Annotated in this window: 19 protein-coding genes and 1 pseudogene; 11 read left to right on the top strand and 9 right to left on the bottom strand. The window is 68.2% G+C overall.

Annotated features, from left to right (window positions below; genetic code table 11):
- Positions 1-232: 232 nt before the first annotated feature.
- From HMPREF9336_RS06700 to HMPREF9336_RS06690, 4 genes are all read right to left on the bottom strand, one after another.
- On the bottom strand, positions 233-625 hold the full coding sequence (locus HMPREF9336_RS06700; RefSeq protein WP_021030242.1) for a hypothetical protein: 393 nt from the start codon (positions 623-625) through the stop codon (positions 233-235).
- Positions 622-1,452, bottom strand: coding sequence for a sensor domain-containing protein (locus HMPREF9336_RS17820; protein ID WP_169727299.1), 831 nt, complete (start codon positions 1,450-1,452; stop codon positions 622-624). Before HMPREF9336_RS17820 ends, HMPREF9336_RS06700 begins: the two co-directional genes overlap by 4 nt.
- Positions 1,453-1,457: 5 nt before the next feature.
- Positions 1,458-3,632, bottom strand: coding sequence for a DUF4185 domain-containing protein (locus HMPREF9336_RS17435; protein ID WP_021030240.1), 2,175 nt, complete (start codon positions 3,630-3,632; stop codon positions 1,458-1,460).
- A gap of 109 nt (positions 3,633-3,741) precedes the next feature.
- On the bottom strand, positions 3,742-5,103 hold the full coding sequence (locus tag HMPREF9336_RS06690; RefSeq protein WP_051357173.1) for an acetyl-CoA C-acetyltransferase: 1,362 nt from the start codon (positions 5,101-5,103) through the stop codon (positions 3,742-3,744).
- Between the two features lie 240 nt (positions 5,104-5,343).
- On the opposite strand from HMPREF9336_RS06690, the gene HMPREF9336_RS06685 reads away from it, so the two are divergent.
- From HMPREF9336_RS06685 to HMPREF9336_RS19290, 4 genes are read left to right on the top strand one after another with little or no spacing between them, the layout of a single operon-like run.
- Positions 5,344-6,717, top strand: coding sequence for a 3-oxoacyl-ACP reductase (locus HMPREF9336_RS06685; RefSeq protein WP_007470258.1), 1,374 nt, complete (start codon positions 5,344-5,346; stop codon positions 6,715-6,717).
- 5 nt (positions 6,718-6,722) lie between these two features.
- On the top strand, positions 6,723-7,601 hold the full coding sequence (locus tag HMPREF9336_RS06680) for a MaoC/PaaZ C-terminal domain-containing protein (protein WP_007470257.1): 879 nt from the start codon (positions 6,723-6,725) through the stop codon (positions 7,599-7,601).
- A gap of 9 nt (positions 7,602-7,610) precedes the next feature.
- Positions 7,611-7,856: a DUF2613 domain-containing protein gene (locus tag HMPREF9336_RS06675; RefSeq protein WP_007470255.1), complete on the top strand. Its 246-nt coding sequence runs from the start codon at positions 7,611-7,613 to the stop codon at positions 7,854-7,856.
- 50 nt (positions 7,857-7,906) lie between these two features.
- Positions 7,907-12,124, top strand: coding sequence for an alpha-(1->3)-arabinofuranosyltransferase domain-containing protein (locus HMPREF9336_RS19290; RefSeq protein ID WP_051357171.1), 4,218 nt, complete (start codon positions 7,907-7,909; stop codon positions 12,122-12,124).
- Positions 12,125-12,135: 11 nt separating this feature from the next.
- Here HMPREF9336_RS19290 and HMPREF9336_RS17815 read toward each other — a convergent pair.
- Positions 12,136-13,185: pseudogene (locus HMPREF9336_RS17815) on the bottom strand (acyltransferase family protein); the annotation flags it as partial.
- Between the two features lie 69 nt (positions 13,186-13,254).
- Here HMPREF9336_RS17815 and HMPREF9336_RS06660 point away from each other — a divergent pair.
- Together HMPREF9336_RS06660 and HMPREF9336_RS06655 are read left to right on the top strand one after the other, a co-directional pair.
- On the top strand, positions 13,255-13,545 hold the full coding sequence (locus HMPREF9336_RS06660; protein ID WP_007470251.1) for a DUF3311 domain-containing protein: 291 nt from the start codon (positions 13,255-13,257) through the stop codon (positions 13,543-13,545).
- Entirely contained in the window at positions 13,539-15,038 is a 1,500-nt protein-coding gene (locus tag HMPREF9336_RS06655) for a sodium:solute symporter family protein (protein WP_244431602.1), read from the top strand. The genes HMPREF9336_RS06660 and HMPREF9336_RS06655 overlap by 7 nt, the downstream gene beginning before the upstream one ends.
- Here the strand turns inward: HMPREF9336_RS06655 and HMPREF9336_RS06650 are convergent.
- Together HMPREF9336_RS06650 and HMPREF9336_RS06645 are read right to left on the bottom strand one after the other, a co-directional pair.
- Positions 15,016-15,999 carry an LLM class F420-dependent oxidoreductase gene (locus tag HMPREF9336_RS06650; RefSeq protein WP_007470247.1) on the bottom strand — a complete coding sequence of 328 codons (984 nt, stop codon included), beginning with the start codon at positions 15,997-15,999 and terminating at the stop codon, positions 15,016-15,018. The genes HMPREF9336_RS06655 and HMPREF9336_RS06650 overlap by 23 nt on opposite strands.
- Before the next feature lie 16 nt (positions 16,000-16,015).
- Positions 16,016-17,422, bottom strand: a complete 1,407-nt coding sequence (locus tag HMPREF9336_RS06645) for an amino acid permease (RefSeq protein WP_007470245.1) — start codon at positions 17,420-17,422, stop codon at positions 16,016-16,018.
- Positions 17,423-17,593: 171 nt separating this feature from the next.
- Here HMPREF9336_RS06645 and HMPREF9336_RS06640 point away from each other — a divergent pair, with 171 nt between their 5' ends.
- Together HMPREF9336_RS06640 and HMPREF9336_RS06635 are read left to right on the top strand one after the other, a co-directional pair.
- A complete protein-coding gene (locus HMPREF9336_RS06640) occupies positions 17,594-18,745 on the top strand; it encodes an ATP-binding protein (RefSeq protein WP_021030237.1) in 1,152 nt (383 codons plus the stop codon).
- A complete protein-coding gene (locus HMPREF9336_RS06635) occupies positions 18,742-19,914 on the top strand; it encodes a helix-turn-helix domain-containing protein (protein WP_007470242.1) in 1,173 nt (390 codons plus the stop codon). The genes HMPREF9336_RS06640 and HMPREF9336_RS06635 overlap by 4 nt, the downstream gene beginning before the upstream one ends.
- On the opposite strand, the gene HMPREF9336_RS06630 is transcribed toward HMPREF9336_RS06635, so the two are convergent.
- Entirely contained in the window at positions 19,911-20,825 is a 915-nt protein-coding gene (locus HMPREF9336_RS06630; RefSeq protein ID WP_007470240.1) for a S1 family peptidase, read from the bottom strand. The genes HMPREF9336_RS06635 and HMPREF9336_RS06630 overlap by 4 nt on opposite strands.
- A 52-nt stretch (positions 20,826-20,877) precedes the next feature.
- On the opposite strand from HMPREF9336_RS06630, the gene HMPREF9336_RS06625 reads away from it, so the two are divergent.
- Positions 20,878-21,675: a fructosamine kinase family protein gene (locus tag HMPREF9336_RS06625; RefSeq protein WP_007470238.1), complete on the top strand. Its 798-nt coding sequence runs from the start codon at positions 20,878-20,880 to the stop codon at positions 21,673-21,675.
- 80 nt (positions 21,676-21,755) lie between these two features.
- On the opposite strand, the gene HMPREF9336_RS06620 is transcribed toward HMPREF9336_RS06625, so the two are convergent.
- Complete coding sequence (locus HMPREF9336_RS06620; protein WP_007470236.1) at positions 21,756-23,240, bottom strand: sodium:solute symporter family protein; 1,485 nt, start codon at positions 23,238-23,240, stop codon at positions 21,756-21,758.
- 56 nt (positions 23,241-23,296) lie between these two features.
- Between HMPREF9336_RS06620 and speB the strand changes: the two genes are divergently transcribed.
- Both speB and HMPREF9336_RS06610 read left to right on the top strand, forming a co-directional pair.
- Positions 23,297-24,298 (top strand): agmatinase, encoded by a 1,002-nt coding sequence (gene speB, locus HMPREF9336_RS06615; protein ID WP_007470234.1) that lies wholly within the window; start codon positions 23,297-23,299, stop codon positions 24,296-24,298.
- 466 nt (positions 24,299-24,764) lie between these two features.
- Positions 24,765-26,030, top strand: coding sequence for a type III PLP-dependent enzyme (locus HMPREF9336_RS06610; protein ID WP_007470232.1), 1,266 nt, complete (start codon positions 24,765-24,767; stop codon positions 26,028-26,030).
- Positions 26,031-26,107: the final 77 nt, after the last annotated feature.

Raw genomic sequence — 26,107 nt, 5'->3', positions numbered from 1 at the left:
TCGAGCGGAGCACGCTCCGTCTCGCCTGCATCATAACAGCCAGATAACGGTCTTGCTCACCGCCCGGCGCCCGCCAGGCTCAGCGCTCGAGGATAGCCGCGACGCCCAGCACGCAGCCAGGCAATCAAGACCGCGCAGCCCTTGCGAGACATTGCCACCGCCTGCACGCCTCGAGAAATCTCCTTCGACCGACTCTCCGTCGTTCGCTGTCCGACTGCAGCGCCTGTCCCCGTCAGTCCTCTTCGTAGTGGCCGAACCGACGCGCGCCGCCAGACCATCTGTCGTCGTCCCCGTCCTCCTCTGGCTCAGGCTCCGCGCCCGAGCGCTCCGCGAGCCAATTCCGAAGCCCTTCGTCCTCCTCGGGCTCGACCTCGACGCGGCGGTCTCTGCGCTCCCCCCAATACTGGTCCGCGCGCTCCTCCGCTCGGACCTCCGCATCGGTCTTCTCCTGCTCGGGCTGTCCCTGCGGCTCGGCAAGCCTGCTATTCGCCTCGGCGATCAGCTGTTGGAGAGCCCGCTTCTCCCTCTCCGACTGGGCGAGCGCCTCCGTCACTTTCGCGGCTTGCTCGGCGAGCTTGCCCCGCAGGCTCTGCACATGCGCGCCGAGCCGATCCTGCCTGCTCATCCGGGGATCTTCCGCATGGCGGCCTCGAACAACTTGTCCCACGGGACGGGAACGTTCGAGGGAGGGCAGACCCAGAATTCAACCAGATTCTTATCTTTGAGCCCTGCCGCAAACCAGCAATGAAATCCACTGTCTTGCGCAACATTCACGACCCGCCATATAATCCTGTTATTTTGCTGCACGATGTCTACGACGCGTTTCTGCGCAGCAGAAGACTTGAAATTCTTGTACGAATACGAACCAACGGAGCAATCGTGCAAAATATTTGTCAAACGCCGAAATTTCTGCTGGGCCAATTCCGAGCCTGTGAACCCGCCGATGCTTTCGCCAATCGACCACACTGAATCTGATGTTTCCAGAGAAGAGGATTTATAGGTGATAGAGGCATACACGCTATCACCCTTCGTGAATATATATTTGCTCTCCGGCGTGTCGGCAACCAGACATTCTGCCGGGTTGACCGAGATAAATTTCGCTTGGCTTGGGGAATCTGAAACGGCGTACACGCCCAAACGGCAACCAACTATCTCGCCCACTTCATCCGCGCTTAAGATATAGCTCAGTACACTCGGATTGCCCGAGTCCGGCACATCCTTTGTCGGAAGCGACCCGTTCTGCCCGCAGAGGGGCAGGCTCGATTGTGGAGACGATGAGGTCACTGGATGAGGAGGAACTGTTGCAGCGTGGCCCGAAGGCGCAGGAGCCGAAGAAACGATCGAGCTCGAGGGCGGAAAACCCGCTCGCCTTGGCTTTGATCGTTCGACATCATGACATCCGGCAAGCACGAGAGACACCGCCGAAGCCACTGCTGCGAAAGAAGCGACCAACCTCGTCATGCTAGATGCACCGTCACAGGGTAAAGGCCATACGGATCCCAACGGGACATCATCACGGTCATTGTCTTGCCGTCCGGAGAAACATCCTGGATGAATCCTCCGTAGTTGGTCTCCTGGCTATAGTGGTCGCCCACGCGACCATCTTGACCAGTATGCTCATTCGTCACAATCGGCTGCGGCGGACCGAAAGCGCTCGGATCGTCCAGCGGCGCGCTGCGCATGTAGACACCTCCATGGTCTGGGTCTCCGTCGGTGTACACCATGACGATACGGTTGCCGACCACTTGCGTGCTCGCCTCCCCCACGTTCGGGAAATTCGGAATGGTGTACGGATGCGACGGCACCTGACCGGGCTGCCCCCAGCCATGCGAAGGGCTGTTCTGAGCGCCCGGATCGTAGTACTGCCACTTGCTCGGGTCGGAGACCCCGTCGGGGTCCACTTTGGCGAAATGAGGTCCGGTATTCGTGCGAGATTCTGCCGAGCCCACAATCATCACTTGCTCCTTGCCTGTTTGCGGATCTTTGTATGTGCTCAACTGAACTTGCCGGAAATTCTTATCCTGTAATTCCACATTGCTTGTCGCAACAGGATTGACTCCTTTGGTCTTGGGGTCGACATCGTAGGATGCAATCCACGATTTCTCGCTTGCCTCATGACCTTCCGGATTCTCTTTAGTGGCGCCGCTGTGGGCATCCCAGTTGATCTGTTGCCACGCTACTACGAGTTTTCCATCCACCATCTTCGCAGAAGTGGGCACAAGAGAGCGGTTAGGCGGCGGGGTGAAACGTTTCGGTTTGCATGTCTCCACTGGGAACAACTCTGTCGGCTTGCCGTCCGGATTCGTCATGAACCCGTCGTAGACCATCTTGCCGTCCGGCCCGATGTGGCCTTTGAGCACAGCGTTGCCCGCCACACGTCCATCGCCCCCGCCCTCAGGCTTCAGTTTGTCCGCCGTGTCGCCCATGATGAAGATGTACTGCTCGACGCCGTTCTCGTCCGGGCCCATCGGCACCGGCACTCCGAGGTCCGCGCCCTTCACGGTGGGCGGGCCGGGGAACACGACATCCGGACCGGCCTCCACGCCCACCACCTGCGGCGGGATGTCCTGCTCCGGATCGTGGACCATGCCGGGGACGAACTGGCTCGCCACCCAAGCGGCGTTCCCGGTCAACTCCGCCTCCAACGCGCGCAACGACATGTGCGCGTTCTTGACCAGCTCTTCCGCCTGTGCGCGCAGTGGTTCCACGCCCGACACGATGGACTGCGCCGCTTGGGTGACCGCGTCTTTCACCGAGGGGTCGGAGAACTCGCCATGCGCTGCGAAATCTCTAAGCCAATCCTCCACCGAGCGGCCCTTGACTGTGGCGCTCAAGCCATTGCCCACCAGGCCGGCCGCCTGTTTCGCGAGCGCGTCGCCTTGTTCCCCCACATGCTTGAGCAGGGCGGCGGCCCCGTTGCCGATCTGCCAGTCGACCTGGTCCAGCTGTCTCTCGGCTAGATCGCCGAAGAACTGGGCGGCGACGCTCTGCCAGTACTTGTCCACGCCCGCGACCACGTTCTTGTACTCGTCCGCTGTGGTCTTCTCCGCGTCCGACGCGGCTTGATAGGCATTGCCGACGCGCACGAGGTCCGGCCAGTCGCCGGACAAGTCGTGCATCGTTTTCCCGCCGAGCGCCGTTCCCGCCAGTTTCTCGATGGCTCCGTCGATCGGACGCAGCCTCGCCAACAGGTATTGAACGATCTGCCACGTCGAGGTGTTGGGCTTCGCCGCGCCGGAGAACTTGGCCGCGTCCACGGGCGGAAAGCCCATTGGCGAGAGGTCCGGGTGCGGCGGCGCGTCCTTGTGGTCGAAGTTCTTCTGCAGCCAATCCCAAAAGCTCTGAGCCGACTTCGAGTCTTGTTTGTGGTACTCCTTCGCGGCTTCGACGCAGTCGTCCCCGGTTTGGCGCAACGCCTTCCCGTGCTCCGTCTGACGGTCGATATAACTGTTCCCGAACGCGTACAGAACTCGCGCCAGCTGCTCCAGCAGGCCTTCGTAGTCGCCCTTCGCCGAGAAGGTTTCTCGAAGGAACGTGGCTGTCGCGTTATACCGCTCCGACAGGTCCACGACCAGCACGCCCATGCCCGCCAAACGGTCGGGATCGACCGCCACCCCCGGTGGTGGGGACATACCGCTCCTCCTCGCGCTCCGCCGAACTGTCCGTCTCGCGCACGATTTTAACGGCAGAAGGGGCCTCCCCAAATCCTGGAGAGGCCCCTTCTGCCGTTCAAGTTCGAAGTCAGCGCTCGAGGATGGCGGTGATGCCCTGCCCGCCCGCCTCGCAGATCGAGACCAGAGCCCGGCCGGAGCCGCGCTCCGCGAGCTGCTTGGCGACCTGCGCGACGACCCGCGCGCCGGTGGCGCCGAAGGGGTGGCCGATGCCGAGCGAGGAGCCGACGGTGTTGAGCTTGGAGCGGTCGATCTCGCCGAGCGGCGCGTCCAGGCCGAGCTTCTCTTTGCAGTACTCCTCCGAGGACCAGGCCTTCAGGTGGCAGAGCACCACGGAGGCGAAGGCCTCGTGGATCTCGTAGACGTCGAAGTCCTGCAGCGCGAGGCCGTTGCGGGCGAGGAGCCGGGGCACGGCGTAGGTGCCCGCCATCAGCAGGCCGTCCGTGCCGCTCACGTAGTCGACGGCTCCGACTTCCACGTCCACGAGGTGCGCGAGCACCGGCAGGCCGCGCTCGGCGGCCCACTCGTCCGAGGAGAGCAGCGCGGCGGCGGCCCCGTCGGTGAACGCGGTGGAGTTGCCCGCGGTCATGGTCGCGTCGCCCGCGCGCACGCCGAAGACCGGCTTGAGCTTCGCGAGCTTCTCCAGCGTAAGGTCGGGCCGGAGGTTGTTGTCGCGGACCAGGCCCTGGTACGGGGTGATCAGGTCGTCGAAGAAGCCCCGCTCGTACGCGGCGGCCAGGTTCTTGTGGCTCGCCAGCGCCAGCTCATCTTGCGCCTGCCGGGTGATGCCGAACTGCTTGGAGGTGATGGCGGCGCTCTCGCCCATGGTCAGGCCGGTGCGGCGCTCGCCAGCGGACATCTGCAAGGCGAAGGAGCCCGGGCGGATGGAGGCGATGAGCTGGAGCCGCTCTTTAAGGCTCTTGGCGGTCTGCAGGCGCTGGCCGATCTTGATCAGCCCTTCGGGGATGCCGGCGGCGGGGATGCTGTACGAGTCGACACCGCTGCCGACGCCGACCTCGATGCGGCCGAGGGCGATCTCGTTCGCGACGTCCGCGGTCGCGCGCAACGAGGTGCCGCACGCCTGCTGCAGGTCCCACGTCGGGGTGTACGGGGAGAGGCCGCTGGAGAGCACGGCCTCGCGGGTCAGGTTGAAGTAGGCCGGGTCCTTGGCGACGCCGCCGCCGACCACCGCGCCGAGCTGCTCGCCGTGCAGGTCGAACCGGTTCACCAAGCCCTGGAGCGCGGCGGTGAGCATGTCGAGCACGTTCGAGTCTTTGTACGCGGTGAAGGACCGCGCGAAGGGGGTCCGGTTGCCGCCGAGGACCGCGACCGGGCGGCCGAGCTTGGCCCCTCCCGTCTGCGGGGCGGGGTTCGAGCGGGTGCGCGTCCGGCGCTGCGAGGCCGATGATGTGGTGGCCACAGTGTCCTCCATACAGATGAGTGGTTGGTCGTCAGAACTCGTAGAACGTTCTCCCTTCCATTTGTACCCTCTCCGTCTCGGCCTGTCACGATCGGGGCCGGAAAAGCTACTCGTGAGTAGCTTTTCCGGTTACTCACGAGTAGCTTTCGACCCCCCTGCTGTTCGGGCGCCCGGAGGCGCCCACTAAACTCGCAGCTGGATTTTGCAACTCTCGACCCTGGGCTTAACTGCTTTCAAAGAAAGGCGCGTCACGTGGCATCCCCCCTCGGTAAAGACCCGATCTCAACTCTGTGGACTTCCGGAGCCGGAAAGTTCGTCACCAAGCAGCTCGGACTCCCCCAGCCCCCGGCGCTTTACCGCTACAAGCCGGGCAAGCCCCTGCTGCCCGGCCCCGTGCTCATCGGCGGCTCCGGCGCGAACGGCGGCGGAAAGCTCGTCGAGCCGCTGCTGCACATCCTCAGGGACGACTACGAGTTGATCACCCTCAACCGGGGCGCGCGCGGAGCCGACAAGCTCGGCGCGCTCGTGTTCGACGCGACGGAGATCACCGACCCGGACGGCCTCGTCTCCCTCTACCAGTTCTTCAACGCGAACCTGCGCAGCCTCGGCAAGAGCGGGCGCGTCGTGGTCATCGGCACCACGCCGGAAGAAGCGGGCTCCCCGGTCGCCCAGGCCGTGCAGCGCGGCCTCGAGGGCTTCACCCGCTCGGTGGCCAAGGAGCTGCTCGCAGGCTCCACCGCCCAGCTCGTCTACCTCGCGCCCGGAGCCTCGACCGGTCTGACCGCGCTCGAGTCGACCGTCCGGTTCCTGCTCTCGGGCAAGTCCGCCTACGTCGACGCCCAGGTCATCCGCGTGGGCTCCGCCGACGCGAAGGCTCCGGAGAGCTGGGCCAAGCCGCTCGCCGACCGGGTCGCCGTTGTGACCGGAGCCGCTCGCGGCATCGGCGCGGCCATCGCCGAGGTCTTCGTCCGCGACGGCGCGAAAGTCATCGTCGTGGACGTGCCGCAGGCCGCCGACGCGCTCGCGGAGACCGCCAAGCGGCTCGGCGGCATCGCCGTCGCGGCGGACGTGACCTCCCCCGAGGCCGCCACCGCGCTCGCCGAGGCCTCCAAGGAGTTCGGCGGCATCGACGTGCTGGTGAACAACGCGGGCATCACCCGCGACAAGCTCCTGGTCAACATGGACGCGGCCAAGTGGGGCGCGGTCATCGCGGTGAACCTCAAAGCCCCGCTCCAGCTGGCCAACGCGCTGTTCGAGAGCGGCACGCTCAAAGACGGCGGCGCGGTCGTCGACGTCGCCTCCATCGCGGGCATCGCCGGGAACCGGGGCCAGACGAACTACGCCCTCACCAAGGCCGGCGTCATCGGCCTTGTGGACGCGTACAAGTCGGTCTACGCCCAGCGCGGCATCACCATCAACGCCGTCGCCCCCGGCTTCATCGAAACCCCGATGACCGGAGCGATCCCCCTGATCAACCGCGAGGTCGGCCGAAGGCTCAACTCCCTCCTGCAGGGCGGGCTGCCGGTCGACGTCGCGGAGACCATCGCGTACTTCGCCGCCTCGTCCTCGAGTTCGGTGACCGGAAACGTGGTCCGCGTCTGCGGCCAGATGACGTTGGGAGCCTGAGCATCATGGGCAAAATCATCAACCTCCCCAAGGCCCCCACGCTCGGGCCCGCCTACCTGAAGGTGATCGGCACCGACCTGCTCGGCAAGCGGAAGGTGCAGAACTCCGCGAGCGCGTCGCTGCCGACCAGCGTCGTCGCGGTGCAGAACGTGAAGATCGACGCGGGCAAGTTCGCCGACTACGCCAGGGTCACCGGCCTCAAGCAGACCGGCGAGCTGCCCTCGACCTACGCGTTCATCCTCTCGCAGCCGCTGGTGATGACGATCTTCGCCGACCCTCGGTTCCCGTTCCAGCCGAACGGCCTGGTGCACATCGAGAACTCCGTGCGCCAGGAGCGGCCCGTCGCCCCCGGCGAGACGTTCAACATCCGCGCCTGGGTCGACAACCTGCGCGAGCACCGCAAGGGCCTGCTGTTCGACGCGACCGCCGAGATCTCGGTGGGCAACGAGCTGGTCTGGACGCAGAAGTCCACTCTGCTCAAGCAGCAGAAGACCAGCCTGTCCGGCCAGCCCGCCCCGGAGCCCGCGCAGCAGAAGCTGCCGCCGGTGGCGAACCTGCTCTCCGTCGGCCAGGTCCAGATCTGGGATTACGCGGCGGCTTCCGGGGACTTCAACCCGATCCACCTCTCCGGCCCCACCGCGAAGCTCCTCGGCTTCCCCAAGGCCATCGCGCACGGGATGTGGGAAGCAGCCGCCGCGCTGCGCTACGCCGAGGGGAGCATCCCGCCCGCGCACACCTACAGCGCGCGCTTCGGCAGGCCGCTCTTCCTGCCGGGCACGGTTGCGGTGTACCTGGAGAACACGCCGGAGAAGATCGAGATCGCCCTGCGGGACCGCAAGACCGGAGCCCCCCACTTCCAGGGGACCATCACACCGAACGCGTAAACTGTCGCCATGTCGTATCACCCTGATCAACCGCAGCAGACCCCATGGCCCGGCGGCGCGCCCGAAACGGCGGCCAAAGGGCTTTGGGCGAAGCTCCTGCCGCCCGTTGTCGCGGCGGTAGGCGGTTTCGTGGCGGCGGTCCCGGTCGTGCTCCTCGCGACCGCCGCGTTCAGCGAGGACAGCCGCCCGTCGGTTTCGGCCCCGTCGAACCCCGACCAGTCGTTGCTTGGCCAGGTGCCCTACGGCTCCCACTGAGCGTGGGTCTGCTCACTGAGAGCGGGCCTGTTCGCAGGCTCGGCTCAGCTTTGCGGAGCTGGGGACGGGGAAGTCCGCTCCAGCTGGCGTGCGCGGTGATCGTCGCGCTGTGCTTCGCCCAGTCCCCCGGGCTGATCGCGGCGGACACGAAACTCGACCTCACCGGCAATCCGACCGGCTTCCTGCGGCAGGCATGGTCCTTGTGGAGCGATATCGCCCCGCTCGGCCAGCCCCGCAACCAGGCATACGGCTACCTCTTCCCGCACGGCAGCTTTTTCGCGCTGGGATCGCTCCTACACATCCCGCCGTGGGTCACGCAGCGGTGCTGGTGGTCGGTTCTGCTGTGCCTCGGGTTCGTCGGCGTGGTCAAGCTCGGCGAGACGCTCGGGATCGGCACCCCGACAAGCAGGATGGTCGCGGCTTCGGCGTATCTCGCGAGCCCCAGGGTGATGACCACGCTCGGCGCGATCTCCTCGGAGACCGCGCCGATGATGCTCGCGCCATGGGTGCTCATCCCGGTCGTCCGGGTCTGGACCGAGGAGAGCCCGTCGATGCGCCGCTTGGCCGCGCGTTCGGCGGGCGCGGTCGCCCTCATGGGCGCGGTCAACGCCGTGGCCACCGCAGCCGCGTGCCTGCCCGCCTTCCTGTGGTGGGCGGCGCGAGTCCGCAGCGCGCGTTGGCGCGCGTTCACCGTGTGGTGGATCCCGTGCCTCGTGCTCGCTTGCGCGTGGTGGCTCGCGGCGCTCTTGCTGCTCGGCTCGGTGAGCCCGCCGTTCCTCGACTTCATCGAGTCCTCCAGGGTCACCACTCGCTGGACCTCGCTCGTGGAGGTCCTGCGCGGGACGGACGGGTGGACGCCGTTCGTCGATCCGAGCCGGATGGGGAGCACCGGACTGGTCAGCTACCCTGTTTTGGCGCTTGCGACCGGGGCGCTCGCCGCCGTAGGGCTCGTGGGCCTGTGCCACAGGCGAACTCCCCACCGGGGCATGCTCGCCGCGATCCTCCTCGTCGGCGTGCTCGGCCTCTGCGTCGGATACTCGGGCCCTCTCGGCAGTCCGCTCGCCGAACCGGCGCGTGTGTTCTTGGACGGGGCGGGAGCCCCGCTGCGCAACGTCCACAAGCTCGACCCGTTGGTCCGGCTGCCGCTCTCGCTCGGAGTCGCCAGCGCGCTCGGCTCCTTGCCGTCGCGCTCCCGCGATTTCTTCCGCTCCCTCGCCAGGCCGGAACGGCATCGGACAGCCCCCGTCGCCATCGTCGTCCTCATCGCCGTCGCGTTGAGCGCCTCCGCCGCGTGGACCGGCAGACTGGCCCCCGGCAAGCCGTACCGCGACCTGCCCGACTACTGGCGCAGCGCCAGCGCGTGGCTGCAGCATCACCTCGCGGACCAGCCGCCCGGAGCCCGCGCGCTCATCGCGCCTGGGTCGCCGTGGGCCGACCAAGTCTGGGGCCTGACCAGGGACGAGCCGATCCAGGCGCTCGCGGAGTTCCCGTGGGCGGTGCGCGACGCGGTCCCCCTCGTCCCGTCCGGCGCGATCCGCTCGCTCGACGCCGTGCAACGGCTTTTCGCCGAGGGCCGCTCCTCGAGCGGTCTCGCCGACGCCCTTCTCGCCCAAGGCTTCGCCTACCTGGTGCTGCGCAACGACCTCGATCCCGAAGCCTCGCACAGCACACGTCCGATCCTCGCCCACCAAACCGTCGAGGGCTCGCCCGGTTTGACGAAAGTCGCCGAGTTCGGGCCGCTCACCGGCGCGGGCCGGATTCCGGGGGCCGTGGTGGACGACGACCTGCGCGCCCGCTACCCCGCCGTGGAGATCTATCGCGTGGTCGGCGGCGAGCACAGCGAGCCGCCCGGCCCGTATCTCGTGGGCCTGGACGGCGCCACCGTCGTGGACGGCGGGGCCGAGGCGTTGCTCTCGACCATCGAGCACGCCCATGAGCTTGGCGACCCGGAGCCAGGTCCGATGCTCCTGCGCGCCGACGCGCGGCGGGCGGGCCTCGATCCTCCGGTGGTCGTGGTGACCGACACCCCCATGCTGCGCGGAACCGATTACGGCCGAGTGGACGACCACGTCTCGGCCGTCCAAACCGACAAAGACCCGAAGCGGGTGGCCAACGCCGTCCCCGACTACCCGACCGAAGGCGCGGCGGTCGTGCGCGGCGTGTGGGAAGGCGCGAGAGTGAGCGTGTCGAGCTCCGTCTCCGAGGCCAACGGGCTCTCTCTGGTCTCCCCCGGCAACAGCCCGCGCGCCGCCTTCGACGGCGACCCGTCGACGAGCTGGCTCTCCGCCGGACTGGACCGCGCGGTCGGGCAATGGCTCCAGCTCGACTTCGACGCTCCGGTCTCCGATCCACAAGTGACCGTGACGGTGAGCCGGGCGATCGGTCCTGCGGTCAACCAGTTGGAAATCGCCACCGAGCAAGGCACCGCCACCCTGCGCGACGTCGTCGCCGACCGGCCCGCCAGCGCCACCGCGCCCACCGGGCAGACCCACTGGCTGCGGATCACCGCGACCGGCACGGAGAACGGCACGGCCGGCAATCAGTTCGGCATCAGCGAGCTGCAAGTCTTCGACCGCAAAACCGGCGAAGCGGTGCCGGTGCGCTTCAAAGTGCTCGTCCCCGACGCGGGCCCGGACGTCCGTGTCCGCCAGTGGGAGCTGGGCCAGGAGTTCCCAGGCAGGCCCAGCTGCGCGCGGGGGCCGGTCCAGACGCAGTGCGCGCAGTCGCTCACCCTCGCCCCCGAAGAGCCGACCGTGTTCTCGAGGACGATCGGGGTGGCGCGGGCGACCGAAGTGCTGCCCGCCCTCTTCGTCCGCTCCCGGCTCTCCCCCGCGAGCACGGACCTGCTGGCCGAACCCGGCCGTATCCTCGCGACCGGGGAGAGCGCGAGCGGCGATTCCCGAGGCTCCGCCTTCGCCTCGGCGGACGGAGACCCGCGCACCGCGTGGACGGCCTCGCCGAACGCGCTCAAGCCCGGCGCGCCCAAACCGAGGCTGACCCTTCAGCTCCCCGCGCCCGCCGATGTGGCGCGGGTGCGGATCGTCCCCGCTGCGGGGGCGCTGCCCGCACGGCCGACCAGGATCGCGGTGGACCTCGGCGACGGCAGGCAGATCCGCGATATCGACCCCGACGCGGATTCGACCACTGTCGAGCTGCGTGCGCATCGCACCGACCGCGTCGTCATCACCGTGCTCGACTGGCAGGACACGCTCAACGTGAACTCGCTCGGCTTCGCGGAGCTCCAACCGCCCGGCCTGGCGGAAGTCGAGCTGCTCGGGCCGGACGGCGGCCTGGTCCCCGGCTCCGCGCGGCAGAGCGGGCTCCGCCGCGACGAAGACCGGGTCGTCACCGTGGACTGCGAGCACGGCCCAGTGCTCAAAATCGGCTCCCGAGCCGTGCCGACCTCCGTGACCGCGACCGTCGGGGCACTGCGCTCGGGCGCTGTCGTGCGCGCGACGCCGTGCGATTTCAACCCGATCCCGCTCGGCCCAGGATCGCACGACGTCGTCGCCGCCCCCGGCAACGCCTTCGTCGTGGACTCGCTCGTGCTGCGCGATGTGCGGCTCCCTCCCCCACGCGCTGCCGATCCCCAGCGGGCCGACGTCCGTTCCTGGGACGTGACCGCGCGGGACATCGCCGTGCGGCTGTCTGAGGAAGTGCGAATCCTCGTGGTCCCCGAGAGCGTCAACCCCGGATGGCAGGCGACCGCAGCCGGGCAAACGTTGCGGCCGGTCACCGTCAACGGCTGGCAGCAAGGCTGGATCGTCCCCGCGCATCTCGCGGGGACGATCCAGCTGCGCTTCCCGCTGAACACTTGGTATCGCGCCGGGCTCGGCATAGGCCTCGCCGGGCTCGTGCCCCTCGCGGCGCTCGCGCTCGCCCCCGCTCTGCGCCGGAAGCAGCGGGACCTCGGCACTCCTACGGCCCTCCCGCGCGCGCGGCTGTTCGGAGCCCTTGCTGGGCTCGGCTGCGCATGGCTGATCACGGGCCCGGCGGGCGCGGCCATCGCCGCGACCCTCGGGCTCGGTTTCTGGAGCTTGTCCCGGCGCGGCGGCGACGTCCCCCGCGCAGCGGCCATCGCCGCCGGACTTTCAATGACAGCGGCTGCGGGCATGCTCGCGCTCGGCCCCTGGCGCAGCCCGCACTACCTCGGCAACGCCCTCGCGCCGCAACTGCTGACGCTGATCGCGCTCGGCAGCGTCGTCTGCTCCTCGGTCTTCGACCGCGAGCCCCAGAGTTTGGAGCAAGGAGCCTCGACCCAGGCGTAGCTCAACGCGGAGACGCCGATAGAGAACACTGTCGCGGCGGCCAGAGCCAATGGCATCCGGAAGGCCGACTCGGGCAGCCCGAGGATCGGCAGCAGCACGCCGAGCACCGCCAAATGCCAGAGGAAGAAGCTGTAGGACCAACGCCCAAGAGTCAGCGTGATCGGATGTCCGAGCACCTTGTGCCCGCTGTCGGGCCCGGCGAGCGCCGCAGGGGCGACGAGCGCCGCCGCGAGCACCGCCCCGAGGGCGATCTTCGTGGCGAACTGCCACGGCAGCACCGAGGCGAGGTCCGGCGGGCCGCCCAAATCGGTGCATTCCAACCCGAACGCGACGACCGCGACGGCCAGGCAGATCCGTTTCGCCCGCGCGCCGACGGCCCGCCCTTGGCCGCGCAGCTCGGCGAGCACCATGCCCGCCGCGAACCACGGCACGTACCCTGGGAGCCACAGCTTGGGACTGCCCAGGTTTTCGTCCTGCCACGGCAAGAACGCCCAACCGAGGGAAACCGCCGAGGCTGCGAGGAGCACCGGCACCCGCCACCGGGCGCGTTGCCCGGAGAGCTTCGCCATCGCCGCCGCGAACACCGGCAACGCGATGTAAAACGACACCTCCACCGACAGGCTCCACATCTGCGTGAGGCCCGTCGTGAGCGTGAACGGCACGAACGGCTGGGCCAACGCGAGGTTCGCGAGCCAAACGCGCGAGTCCGCGCCGACCGCGACGAGCGCGACGCACACCACGACCCAGTACGCGGGCAAGATGCGCACCGCTCTGGCGCGGTAGTAGTCCAGCAACCGGGGCGCGGAGCCAACTCCTGCGGCGGCTGCCGCGTGGGGCCGCCAGAGCAAGAACCCCGAGAGCGCGAAGAACACCCCAACCGCCAAATCCAACCTGCTGAACACGTGCTGGTACCAGTGGCCAACGCCCGCGCCGGTCATGAACGCCGTGTGCGTGCCGAGCACCGCGAGCGCGGAGAACCAGCGCAGGCCCTGCAACGCCGGCAGGAACTCGCGGGGCGGTGTGGCTCCGCCTGCGGGCGGGGCGGGCGTGGTCTCGCTCATCGGATCCAGAATAGGTCGGCCGTCGCCGCCGTCCTGCACGACAGCCGTCGTCGGCTTATGCTGGGCAGAATGTCCGCCCCCGACCTGCCACGCCCGGCGGAGCCTGTTCCTGGCCCGCTCCGCTCGGCCCCGCTCTGGCGCAAGCTGGCCATGGCCGTCGCCTCAGGCCTGCCCCCGCTCGGCTTGCTCGTCGCCATTCCCTTTGTGAACCGCCCTGCCCCGATTGTGCTGGGCCTGCCGTTCTTCCAGTTCTGGACCACCACGTGCGTGGCGCTGACCGGCGTGTGCCTGACGCTGGTCTTCCACCTCGACCCGCGCAATTCCCCGAAGAACGGGGACGGGGATGAAAAACTGTGCTGAGCCTTTCTATGCTCGCCGCCACTGCGGCGGCGGCGCTCGGCGCGGTGTGGCTCGCCGCCCGCAGACGGGCGAAAGACCTTTCCGAATGGGCGGTCGGCGGGCGCAGCTTCGGAGCCGTCATGGTGTTCGTGCTCTTCGCCGGGGAGAACTTCACGACGTTCACCCTGCTCGGCGCGGCCGGATGGGCGTACGACAAAGGCGTCGCCGCCGTCTACAGCTCCTGCTACGCCCCGCTCGCCTGCGTCTTGAGCTATTGGTACCTCCCGAAGATCTGGCGGTACGCCAAGGAGCATCGCTCGGTGTCCCAGTCGGACTATCTGCGCTCCGCGTACCGCAGCAAAGCGCTCGGCGTGATCGTCACGCTGGTCGGCGTCGTCGCGATGGTCCCGTACCTCGCCCTCCAGCTCAAAGGCCTCGCGATCATCGCGCACGAGACGAGCCATCAGCGGATCTCCATCGAAGCGGGCACCATCGCGGGCGCGGCGCTGATCGCGGCGTACGCGGTGCTCGGCGGGCTGCGCGGGGCCGCGCTCACCTCGATCGTCAAGGACTTCGTCGTCATCGTCGTGGTGCTGGGAGTCGGCGTGTGGCTGCCTTATCGCCTCTACGGCGGCTGGGGCGGGGTCACCCGGGCAGTCGCGAGCACGCACCCGGAGCATCTGGCGCTGTGGCCGGACCGAGGCTACGGCCCGGTCTGGTTCAGCACGACCGTCTTGCTGTGCGCGCTCGGCGCGCATATGTGGCCGCACTTGTTCGCCTCGTTCTTCTCCGCGAAGGACGAGCGGAACCTGCGGCGCACCTTGGCGACCGCGCCGTTCTACGGCATCGCGCTCGTGACCACGATGGTCATCGGCTTCACCGCGCTGGTGTCGCTCCCTCCGCTCGGCAAGGGGAACGAGGACCTCGCGTTCCTTCGCCTGGCGGCCGCCGAGCTTCCCGATCCGGCGCTCGGCTTCGTCGGCGCGACGGGCCTGCTCACCGCGCTCATCCCCGGTTCTGTGCTTGCCACAGCCATCGCCGCGTCGCTCGCCCGCGACGGCTACGCGAATCTGCGTCCGGACGCGTCCGAGGCCGGGCTCGCCCGTGCGGCGAAATGGCTGCTGCCGGTCGCAGTCGCGTTCGCGGCGGTCTTCGCCCTCGCGGGCGGCAAAACTATTGTGGGGCTGCTGCTCGCCGGGTACGCGATCGTCGTCCAAGTCTTCCCCGCCGTCCTGAGCTCCGTGCTGCCGCGCAGTCCGCTCACCCGCGAAGGCGTCGTCGCCGGGCTCCTGCTCGGATCCGCGCTCGCCACGGCCGCGCCGTTCGTCGGCGGCGATTGGCAGCATTTACGAGCGTTCCTGCCCGAACAACTCGCCGAGGTGAACGTCGGAGTCCTCGCGTTGGCGGCGAATGTGCTGGTCGCCGTCGCGGTCTCGGCCTGGACGCGGGCGAGAAGGCCGCCGGAGCCCGCCGTGGCCGAGCAGACCGAGGCTATTCGGCCAACAACGGTCTGAGCGTCTTGCCCGCGAGCTCGACGACTCCCGGCTCGTGGCCGTTCGCGGCGAGGTTGATGACCAGCCGGTCCACCCCGTGGTCGAGCACCCTGGTCTTGATCTCGCGGGACACTTCGACCGGATTGCCCGCGAACATCCGGTCGGTGAGCGCGAGCCGCTCCGCCTCGGAAAGAGCCGGGAAGTCGATCCCGCGCTTCGCGAACCGCTCGCGCAGCAGCTGCCGCGCCCGTTCGCCGTCCTCGTCGAGGATCACCTGGGCGAAATAGCTGACCTCGAGGGTCGCGGGGTCGCGGTCCGCTTCGAGCAGCCGCTGGTGCAGGACGTCGAGCTTGTGCGGCAGCTCGGAGGTGCCGCAGACGAGGTTGAGGTGGTCGGCGTGCCTGACGGCGAGGCCGAAGGTCTTGCGCTCGCCGCCGCCGCCGATGAGCACCGGGATGTCGTCGCGCAGCCGGGGCTCGTTGACCGCGTCCTCGACCCGGTACCACTTGCCTTGGAACGTCGGACGGCTCCCCCGCAGCATCGGGACGGCGATCTCGAAGGCCTCGGCGAGCCGTTCGAAGCGGTCGGCGAACGTGCCGAACTCGTAGCCGTAGCCCTCGTGCTCCTGCTCGAACCACCCCGCCCCGACGGCGAACATCGCCCGACCGCCGCTGATCACGTCCAACGTGGTGACGATCTTCGCCAGCAACGCCGGATTGCGGTAGGTGTTGCTCGTGACCAAGGCGGAGAGGCGAATGCGCTCGGTCGCCGCCGCAATCGCGCCCAGCGTCGTGTACGCCTCCAGCATCGGCTCGTCCGGCTCTCCGAGCGTCGGAAGCTGGTAGAGGTGGTCCATCAAGAACAGGCTGTCGAATCCGGCCGCCTCCGCGTCCTGGGCCTGCGCGAGCACCGTTCGGAAGACCTCGGAGGGCGAACCGCCATAGGTGAAGTTCGGTATTTGATAGCCCAGCCGGATACTCACGTGGGTCGAGCCTATCTCATCCGGCCGTCGTCTGCGCCGCGCGCCTGCGGGCGCAGGCGTCCCGAGCGAGGCCCCACGCCACCACGACGACCGCGATCGCCGTGGTCAGCAGGAATTTAGGGCGGGTCGCCCGTTCCAGGCCGAAGCCGAGGTAGAGGACCACGATTCCCGCGATAGCCGCCACCGTCAAGTGCGGATACCCCCACATCCGCACGGGCAGGAGCACGCCGTCGCGCTCGAACGTTTTCCGCATGCGCAGCTGGGACACCGCGATGACGAGCCAGATCAACAGCGCTATGCCGCCGGTGGACTCGATCAGGAACGAGAACACGCCGTCTTTCCACTTGTAGCTGCACGCCACTGCGGCAAAGCCGACCACCGTCGCCGCGAGCACCGCGTTCCGAGGAGACCCCGCCCCGTTGAGCCTGCTCAAGAACTTCGGCGCGTCCCCCCGCTCCGACAACGAGAACAGCATGCGGCTCGCGGTGTACAGGCTCGAATTGAGGCAGGACAAGACCGCGGTGAGCACGATGACGTCCATGATCGTCGCAGCGGACCCCGCGTCGTACAGCTTCATCACCGCCACGTACGGGCTCTCTTTGACCGACGCGTCGTCCCACGGCAGGAGCGTGACGACAATCGCGAGGGAGCCGACGTAGAACACGAGCACCCGCCAGACCACCGAGTTCACCGCTTTGCGCACCGCGTTCGCCGGGTCCTGCGACTCCCCAGCCGCGATGGTGGCGATCTCCGCGCCGATGAACGAGAAGGCCACAACCGGGACCGCGCCCAGCACCGCGAGCGGTCCGTGCGGGAAGAGCCCGCCGTGCCCGAGCAGGTTGCTCGTGCCCGGCGCTCGCAGCCCTGGGATCAGCCCGGCGACCGCCAGCACCCCGACCGCGAGGAACAACGTGATCGCGACGACCTTGATCGAGGCGAACCAGAACTCGAACTCGCCGTAGTTGCGCACGGAGAGCACATTGGCCACCGTGAGCGCGGTCATGAGCGCCAGCGCCCAGATCCACTGCTTGCTGTCGTCCCAACCAACCCAGCGGTTGATCGTGAGCGCGCCCGCCACCGCCTCCACCGGCAGGACGAGAATCCAGAACGCCGCGTAGAGCCAGCCGACGGAGAACCCCGCCCAGCGCCCGATCGCGCGGTCCGCGTAGGCCGAGAACGAGCCGGTCTCGGGACTCGCCGCCGACATCTCGCCGAGCATCCGCATCACGAGCACCACCACCAGCCCGGCGAGCGCGTAGGACAGCAAGACTCCGGGTCCGACGTCGTGGACGGTCTTCCCCGAGCCGACGAAGAGCCCGGCCCCGATCACGCCGCCGATGGCGATCATGGACAGATGCCGCTGCCGCAGGCCTGGGCGGAGCCCGGTATCGGACCCGGTCTCGCTGGTGTCGAGTTCGGCCATCGGCGATATCTCCTCTTGCGCAGTGCTTCACACCCTAGCTCCTGCCGCCGTGTCCCGCCGGGTTACGAGGCGCGCGGCGGGCGGCCGTCAATTGTACGACATAAATGTCGTACGTCATATCTGTCGTACGTCAATATTGACGTACGACAGATATGACGTAGGATGAAAGCTATGAGCTCTCCGCGCGAGCTACGCCCGATGCCCCTGGTCATCGGAGGGGTCGTCGCGTTGAGCGACATCGTCGGACGGGATCGGGAGGTCCAAGAGATCCTCGCCGCCATCCCCACCGGCGGAGTCATCTTGGTCGGCGACCGCAGGCACGGCAAAACCTCTTTGACAAGGCTCGCGCACGAAGCCGCCCGCGAAGCCGGACATCACGCGGTGCAGCTCTCCGCCGAGCGCGACTCGTACGAGAACTTCGTCCGGGCTCTCGCGGACGAGTTGGGGCGGCTCGGCTCTTCGGCCGCCCGCGAAGCAAAACGCTGGAAACTCACGCTGAGCGCCGGGCCGATGAAAGCCGAGCGAACCCCCGCCCCGGAACAGCACCTCGAAGGGTTGATCCGGTCGGCGATCCCCAGGGACAAGAGCAAAGCGCTCGTCCTTTTCATCGACGAGATCACTGTGCTCGCCCGCAACCTCGAGCGCAAAGAACGCGGGTCCGGCGAAGCGTTCTTGCACCTGCTTCGCCGGCTGCGCCAAGAGCACCCCGGCCGCCTCGCGACCGTGCTCTCCGGCTCCATCGGCTTCCACCACGTCTCCGACGAAGCGCTGACCACCGTCAACGACATCCCGAAGCTGCTTGTCGGCCCGATCTCCGAGCCAGACGCGGCCTGGCTCGCCGAATGCCTCCTGCTCGGCGGCCATGTGCCCGCGCGAGAAGGGACGGCCGCCGCCATCGCCACGGCAGCCGAGCGCATCCCGTATTACGTGCAGCTGCTGGCGAAGGCCGCGCGCGACGACGCGACGGCCATGCGCGCGCAGATCACCGTCCACGACATCCCGCATCTGATCGAAGACGCCCTCGCCAATACGTCCGACCCGTGGAATCTTCGGCACTACCGAGACCGCATACCCGAGTACTACGGAACCGAAGCGGGCCTGGTCCGCGCGCTGCTCGACGTCTACGCGAGCAGCGTCCCCGCGCTCGACATCGACGAGGCCCGCCGGCTGCTGTCTTCGACGAGCGATCACGTAGCGGACCGGGACACGCTGGTCGCGCTGGTCGAACGGCTGGAGCAGGACCACTACCTGCGCCGCCAAGGCAATGCCGATCGGTTCGCGTCGGAACTCTTGCGCCGCGCCTGGGTGGCGATGCGCCGATGAGCCAAGAAGATCTCGCGAACGTGTCCGACTATTTCTCAGCGGCCAGGAGCACAAGCGAGCACCTTGACCGATTGGACCGAGTCACCGTCGGGAGCGGTCCGCTCATCGAACGATTGGCGGAGCGCATCACGCAGGCGAGCGCCACCGGAGCGCGTCCGCACACATTGGTGATCGGCCCATACGGATCCGGGAAGACGCACGTCCTCAAACTCGCCCAGCACCGGGCGCTCCGCCAGGTCCGGGCGAAGGAGCACATCCTGCCGGTCTGGGTGGACGAGCGGACCCTCGGCATAGGATCCTATGCCGACCTTCTGCTCGAAATGATCAGGGGCACTTGGCCGCCAAGCGTCCAAGAGTCCGCCCTTGAGCTCCGAGCCTCGGCGGACACAGCAGGCCTGGAACAACTCTTCCTCGACCAATGCCGAGGCAAAATGGCGCTCGTCGTTGTCGAACAGCTCGACGATATTTTCAAGCGCATCGGCCTCGCTGGACAATCCGCTCTTCGCGGCTTTGTCGAATCGCAGAAATCCATTCTGCTCCTCGCGTCGGCAAGGGGGTTGTTCCCCGGCGTCGCGAATCGCGAATACCCCTGGTACGGATCTTTCGATGTGGAGAGAACCGTTGAGCTCACCGAACTCGAAGCGGAGGAATTAGTGCGGAAGCTCGTCCCTCGGTTCGCGCCGGAGAATTCGAGGCTGGACGGATTTACCGCGCTCAAAATTTCGACTCATTACGCGATGCTCGGAGGCTCCCCGAGAGTATGGCAATTCTTCGCCGCAGAGCTCGACGGCGAGACAAGAAATGACTTCCCCACCGCGTTCATACGGGTGATCGACCGGCTCACCCCTTATTACGCGCAGCAGCTGCAACGGCTCTCCCCCGCCGAACAGCGCCTGTTGGTCGAGCTCGGTCGCGGCGGGCGGCAGAACACCCCGCATCGGGTGACCGATCTGGCGAAGGCAGCCGGCATGAGCGTCTCGTCCGCGGCTTCCCTTCTTGGGCGGCTCGCGCGCTCGGGATGGGTGCGACCGCAAAAACATCCCTCAGGAGACCAACGCGCCAGTTGGTACGCCTTCACCGAACGGGCGCTCGCCACCTGGGTCGACGCGGTCTATTGGAGCACACGGCTCCGCGACAGCCCAGAAACGTCCGACACTGCCCTCGACTAGTCCGACCAGACCGCGTCCGGGGCGTGTTCTTCGATGAAACCCCTGGCAGCGGCGACGTCGGCGAACGCGTTGAAGCCGAACGAGAACACCCGCCCGGTCGTCTCGGTGCCGAAACTGACCACGCCGACGAGCACGTCCTCGCCGCCGGGGCCCTTCACGACGAGCGGGCCGCCGCTGTCGCCGAACCCGACCTGGACCGATAGTTCCGGCAGCACTGTGGTCTGCGCGCACACCGCGCCGATGTATTTGACGTCGACGAAAGTCTGCGCGTCGCAGTCTTGGTTCGAGATGAGGGTCAGACCGCCGCGCAGCAAATCGTCCGAGATATCCCCCGTCGGGGTGAGCCCGTGGCCGTAGACGCGGGCCCTCGCCCCCGGATCGGGCAGCGCGGCCGTCAGCGGGATGACCGCTTTCGGATCGCCGAACGGCCGGTCCAGCACCAAAACCGCGAGGTCGTGCCGCGCTGCCGCGCGGGACGGGTCGAGCGGCTCGATGGGCGAGGCGAGCAGGCGGAAGTCCGGGTCGACGAAGACCGACACCACCCTCCTCGCCACGGTGTTCGGCGCGTTCAAACCTCGGTTGGCCCGAAGCACTTCGACGGAGCGGGCGCTCATCGGACGCGGCGAGACGGCGGGGTCGACGCTGAACGAATCCGGGGCGACCGCGCAATGCGCGGCAGTGAGGACTTTGTCCGGCGCGATGAGCACGCCGCCGCATTTCAACCGGTCGGTCGACGGAATTCCCTCTTTTGTCGGAATGGTCAGCGCCACCACCCAAGGCGCCTCGTCAGGATCGGACACCACAGCGCCGTTGGACATCGCGACCGCGCGAGAGTGATTAGAAAACACCACGGCCAGAGCAAGCGCCATCGAATACGCGAGCATGCGCACGATGGGCGCAGTCCGGTGCATAAGAATCACTCTAACCGATGAGCCGTCGCTTTTTGCGGCGATAATTGGAAATATGGCAGAGTCGGTCTCGACAACGGACCCGCCCCGATTCGTGAAACGCAATCGGGCGGCTCCGCCCGGATTTTTCGCGTGCGAGGCGGCGGGGCTGCGCTGGCTCGCCTCGGCTCCGTCCGGAGTTCCTTGCGTGCCGGTGCTTGACGTGACCGACCACGCGCTGACCTTGGTCCGCCTCGATCCGGTCCCGCCGAGCGTCGGTGCCGCCCACGAGTTCGGTCGCGGGCTCGCCCGAACGCACCAGGCCGGGGCTCGCGGTTTCGGGGCGGGCCCCGACGGATGGGACGAGGACGGATGGTTCGGCCCGTTGGACTCGCCGATGCCGGTCCCGCTGCGCGACCGGGCGCGCTGGGGCGAGCACTACGCATACGACCGTCTCGGACCGATGGCCGAACGGGCGGGCAGAGCGTTCTCGGAAGAGCATCAGGAGATGCTGGCGCAGCTCGTGCGCCGCTGCGCGGACGGAGACTTCGACGACGAAGAGCCGCCGAGCCGGATCCACGGGGATCTGTGGAGCGGCAATGTCATGTGGACAGCGGCGGGGGCGGTGCTCATCGACCCCGCCGCCCACGGCGGGCACCGCGAGACGGACCTGGCGTATCTGAGCCTGTTCGGCGCGCCGCTCTTCGCGGAGACCGTCGCGGGGTACCAGCGCGAGTATCCGCTGCGCGCCGGATGGGAAGAGCGCCAATGCCTGCACCAAGCGTTCATGCTCCTCGTCCACGTGGTGCTGTTCGGACGCTCCTACGTGCCGCCGACGATCTCCGCGGTGGAGCGGGCGCTCGCGCTCCCCTGACGAGCCGGCCCGAGGCGGCGGCCGAAGCCGGGCCGGATTCCGCGTCGCGGCTGTTCCGCTGGCGCGCTTCGGCCTGAGGGCTACGCCTCGGCCTGCTCCGCCCGCAGATCGGACCGGAGGCGGGCCGCCCACCTCGCGCGGACCTGCGCCGGAGTCGGCGCGGTGGCGAGGCTCGTCGCGACGAACACGACCGCGGAGCAGGCCAATCCGAGATAGACCGGGGTGATCGCCTCCGGATCCCCGGTCCGCAGCAACTCGAACACCGCCCCCGCCGAGCCCGCGCCCATCGCCGCCAACGCCCCGGCCCCGGTGGCCCTCGACCACAAGAAGCCGCCGAAGACCGGCACGATCAACGCGCTCACGACGATGGCATAGCCGACCGAGAGCGCGGCGAGCACGTTGTCGATGAAGCAGGCGACGAACACGTTCGCGAGGCCGAACGCCAACACGTACGCGCGGTCGAGGCGGACTTCCGAGCGGCCTGGCTCGTCCTCGCCGGGCTTCTCCCGGTGCGGCTCTGACCTCCCGAGCAGGGCGGCCAACAACGGGACCACGTCGCGGCGCGCCACGGTGGCCGCCGCGAGGATCGAGCCGGACGCGGTGGACATCATCGCGGCCATCGCGCCCGCGAGGACCAAAGCGCCCAAGACAGGCGGCAGAAGCGAGACGGCGAGCTCGGCGTACACCTGTCCCGGGCGCAGCTCGGGGCGCAGCAACGCGCCGGCGGCCCCGATGAGCGCCACCGCGACCCCGTACGCGACGCAGTACAGACCGCTGACCGCCCCGGCCCAGCGCGCGACCGACGCGGAGCGGGCGGTCGCCGCCCGTTGCCACAGGTCCTGGGAGACTAGCGAACCGACGGTGTAGAGGACGAAAAAGGTGAGGATCTGCCGCCAACCGACGGCGAACGGGTCGAAGGCCTGGCCGTGGAATTTCTCCTGCGCGCCCGCGAGGCCGTGCGAGGCGGCCAACGCGGCTGGGAGCAGCAGCAGAAAAATCGCGGCCGTCTTCATCGCGAACTGCACCAGATCGGTCAGGCTGATGGCCCACATGCCGCCGAGGACGCAATACAGGACCACCACCGCGCCGCCGAGCAGCGTGGATCGCGTGTGGTCGAGCCCGAGGAGGGCGTGGAAGACCGTGGCGTAGGCGACGGTCGACGTCACCGAGACCAGGAAGACGTGCGCCGTCATCACCAGTCCGGACCAGCCCGCCTCTTCGACACCGTAGCGCAGTTTGAGCATCTCCGCGATGGTGTAGATCCGCAACGCCCGGATCTTCCCCGCCAACAGCAGGCTCACCCCCGCCGCGCCGAAACCGATGGCGACGACCATCCACATTCCGGCGAGCCCGTGCTGGTAGCCGTATCCGACCCCGCCGACGGTGGAGCCCCCGCCGATGACCAGCGCGCCCATGGTCGAGCAATACAGCACCGGACCGAGGCTGCGGCCGGCGAGGAGGAAATCGGCGGAGCCCTTCGCCTTGCGCCGTCCCCACCAGCCGATGGCCACCATGAGCGAGAAGTACGCGGCGATGACCCCCGCATTGACGATCGTCGGGCTCATCCCGCCAGCCTAAGGCTCGCGAGCGCGCCTCGCGCGGCGGCGGTAGCCTAGCGGGCATGACCGACAACGCCGACGGCCCAGGGGAGATTCGCCCCGATAGAGAGATCCTTGGCCCTTTTGACGGCTTCAAACGCCCCCGGTTCACCGAGCCGACCACCTTCGCCCGCCTGCCCCGGCTCGACCAGGTGGAGCGCGCGGACATCGCGATCCTCGGGGTTCCCTTCGACGGCGGGACGAGCTACCGGCCCGGAGCCCGGTTCGGCCCCGGCCACGTCCGCGCCTCCTCGAAGCTGATCCGCCAGTACCACCCGCCGCTCGGCGTGTACCCGTTCCAGAACTGGCAGGTGGCCGACGCGGGCGACCTCGGGATCGGGCCCTACAGCATTGTCGACGCGCTCGCGGTGATCGAGGAGGCGGCCGACGAGCTGATCGGCGGCGGGACCACGGTGCTCGCGATCGGCGGGGACCACACCATCGCCCTGCCGCTTCTGCGCTCCACCGTCAAAAAGCACGGCCCGGTCGCGGTCCTGCACTTCGACGCGCACCTTGACACCTGGGACAGCTATTTCGGCGCGGACTTCACCCACGGCACTCCGTTCCGCAGGGCGAGCGAAGAGGGCCTCATCGACCTCACCCGTTCGATGCACGTCGGCATCCGGGGCTCGCTCGCCGGGCACAAAGACCTCGAAGACGACGCGGTGCTCGGGTTCCAGATCATCCACACCGACGACTTCCAGACCGGCACGGTCGCGCAGGTCGTGGAGCGGATGTGCAAACGGCTCGGGGGCTCCGACGGGGCGGGCGGCCCGGTGTACGTCTCCATCGACGTCGACGTGCTCGACCCGGCGCACGCCCCTGGCACCGGCACGCCGGAGGCGGGCGGGCTCACCACACGGGAGCTGCAGCACGCGCTGCGCGGCCTGGTGGGGCTGCCGGTGGTCGGGGCGGACGTGGTGGAGGTCGCCCCTGCCTACGACCACGCGGAGATCACCGGAATCGCGGCCGCGCATATCGTCTACGAGCTTTTGGCGCTCCTCACGAAGAACCGGTTCGGCTGATAGCGTGTGACCGCTCCCGCAGGCGGTGTTCGGGTCCGAAGGGGGACGCACACGGCCTATCCGCCGCAGGAAGCCTCACGGGGCACGGCCAGCAGTGCAGGCCAGGTCTGCCCTTCCACCCCCCCCGGCGAAGAAAAAGCTTCCCCCTCCCGTGGGTTCTCGGCGCGGCGGGAGCTGTGGTCGTCATCGGCGTCGTGACCGCACTCGTCTTCGCCCTCGGCGGCAAACAGCCAACGCGCGGGCTCCGCGCGCCTGAGATGATCATCACGCCCCAGGCTTGCCCGCAGACTCCCGCAGACCGCCGGAATGCTGTAGTCTGGCTGGCTGGGCCGAGCGCGCGACGCCCTTGACCTTGGCGTATTTTTACTCGCCAAGAGCACAACAACACGTAACCCGCAACTGAACGAAACACCGCAGGACGGTTCACCACGGACACAGACCACCACCCGGAAGGAGGGGCAGCGCTATGACGGGTATTGCCAGCGATGTCGACGGACTTTCGACCCGCGCCGAGCAAAGCGCGTTGTCGCTCTTCACCCATGGTGGCGGTGATCGTCCCGAAGCGGGCGCGCCGAAAGCGGTGGCCAGAATCCGCGAATTCCTCCGCGACAACCCGACGCCGTCGCCGTGCGTGGTGATCGACCTCGCGACCGTGCGCGAGCGCTATTGGCAGCTGACCGCCGCGCTGCCGAGCGCCCGGATGTACTACGCCGTGAAAGCGAACCCCGCGCCGGAAGTGGTGCGCGAGCTCGCGACTATCGGCTCCTCTTTCGACGTGGCGAGCGTGCCGGAGATCGAGCTGTGCCTCGCGGAAGGCGCGAGCGCGCAGAACCTCTGCTACGGGAACACCATCAAAAAGCGCGCCGACATCGCCAGAGCCTATGAGCTCGGCGTGCGCCTCTACACGACGGACAGCGAGGCGGACCTCGAAGCGCTCGCCGAGCACGCCCCCGGCTCCTCGGTCTTCTGCCGGGTCCAGGCCGCCGGCCACGGAGCCGTGTACTCCTTCGGGTCCAAGTTCGGCTGCTCCCCCGAGCTTGCCGAGTCTTTGCTGCTCCGCGCGGGCAAGCTCGGCCTGGTCGCGGGGGGCGTGTCGTTCCACGCCGGATCGCAGCAACTGGACCCGAGCGCCTGGTCCGCCGGGATCGAGCAGGCCGCGTCGATCGCCTCCCGGCTCGCCGCCCAGGGAGTGCGGCTGCCGCTTTTGAACATCGGCGGCGGCCTGCCCGGCAGCTACACGCAGTCCGCTCCCCCGCTCGGGGACTACGCGGACGCGATCAGCGCGGCGGCGCGCGAGCATTTCGCCGCCGTCGGGCTCGAAGCCCCCCAACTGGTCCTCGAACCGGGGCGTTTCCTCGTCGCCGACGCCGGGCTGCTGCGCTCGGAGGTCGTGCTGATCTCGCGCAAGTCCCCCGAGGACGAGCACCGCTGGGTGTACGTGGACGCGGGCCGGTACAACGGTTTGACGGAGACAGAGGGCGAATGCGTCGCATACCTGATCTCCTCGCCGGAGCACACCGGGGAAGAAGCCGAATCCGAGAGTGGACCGGTCTATCTGGCCGGTCCGACCTGCGACGGAGACGATGTTCTCTACCAAAGGACGGTTTACAGGTTGCCGTCGGCGCTCCGCGTCGGCGACCACCTGGACTTTTTGAGTACCGGGGCCTACACGGCAAGCTACGCGTCGATCGCCTTCAACGGGTTCTCGCCGCTGAAGACGCTCTGCATCTGAACCCGATCAATCTCAAAACCACCGACCACAGTCGGCAACCCAGGACGGACACGTCCGCTCATCATGGCCGTTCGCGG

Origin of the sequence: Segniliparus rugosus ATCC BAA-974, assembly GCF_000185725.2 — a bacterium.
GTDB lineage: Bacteria > Actinomycetota > Actinomycetes > Mycobacteriales > Mycobacteriaceae > Segniliparus > Segniliparus rugosus.
Note: the sequence above shows the minus strand (reverse complement) of the source record. Positions and strands in the feature narration are given on the sequence as shown.

What these genes read in the sequence shown, in the direction of transcription:
- HMPREF9336_RS06700 (WP_021030242.1), bottom strand. Translation starts at nt 625, where the DNA reads ATGAGCAGGCAGGATCGGCTCGGCGCGCATGTGCAGAGCCTGCGGGGC.
- HMPREF9336_RS17435 (WP_021030240.1), bottom strand. Translation starts at nt 3,632, where the DNA reads ATGTCCCCACCACCGGGGGTGGCGGTCGATCCCGACCGTTTGGCGGGC.
- HMPREF9336_RS06690 (WP_051357173.1), bottom strand. Translation starts at nt 5,103, where the DNA reads ATGGAGGACACTGTGGCCACCACATCATCGGCCTCGCAGCGCCGGACG.
- HMPREF9336_RS06680 (WP_007470257.1), top strand. Translation starts at nt 6,723, where the DNA reads ATGGGCAAAATCATCAACCTCCCCAAGGCCCCCACGCTCGGGCCCGCC.
- HMPREF9336_RS06675 (WP_007470255.1), top strand. Translation starts at nt 7,611, where the DNA reads ATGTCGTATCACCCTGATCAACCGCAGCAGACCCCATGGCCCGGCGGC.
- HMPREF9336_RS06660 (WP_007470251.1), top strand. Translation starts at nt 13,255, where the DNA reads ATGTCCGCCCCCGACCTGCCACGCCCGGCGGAGCCTGTTCCTGGCCCG.
- HMPREF9336_RS06645 (WP_007470245.1), bottom strand. Translation starts at nt 17,422, where the DNA reads ATGGCCGAACTCGACACCAGCGAGACCGGGTCCGATACCGGGCTCCGC.
- HMPREF9336_RS06640 (WP_021030237.1), top strand. Translation starts at nt 17,594, where the DNA reads ATGAGCTCTCCGCGCGAGCTACGCCCGATGCCCCTGGTCATCGGAGGG.
- HMPREF9336_RS06635 (WP_007470242.1), top strand. Translation starts at nt 18,742, where the DNA reads ATGAGCCAAGAAGATCTCGCGAACGTGTCCGACTATTTCTCAGCGGCC.
- HMPREF9336_RS06630 (WP_007470240.1), bottom strand. Translation starts at nt 20,825, where the DNA reads ATGCACCGGACTGCGCCCATCGTGCGCATGCTCGCGTATTCGATGGCG.
- HMPREF9336_RS06625 (WP_007470238.1), top strand. Translation starts at nt 20,878, where the DNA reads ATGGCAGAGTCGGTCTCGACAACGGACCCGCCCCGATTCGTGAAACGC.
- HMPREF9336_RS06620 (WP_007470236.1), bottom strand. Translation starts at nt 23,240, where the DNA reads ATGAGCCCGACGATCGTCAATGCGGGGGTCATCGCCGCGTACTTCTCG.
- speB (WP_007470234.1), top strand. Translation starts at nt 23,297, where the DNA reads ATGACCGACAACGCCGACGGCCCAGGGGAGATTCGCCCCGATAGAGAG.
- HMPREF9336_RS06610 (WP_007470232.1), top strand. Translation starts at nt 24,765, where the DNA reads ATGACGGGTATTGCCAGCGATGTCGACGGACTTTCGACCCGCGCCGAG.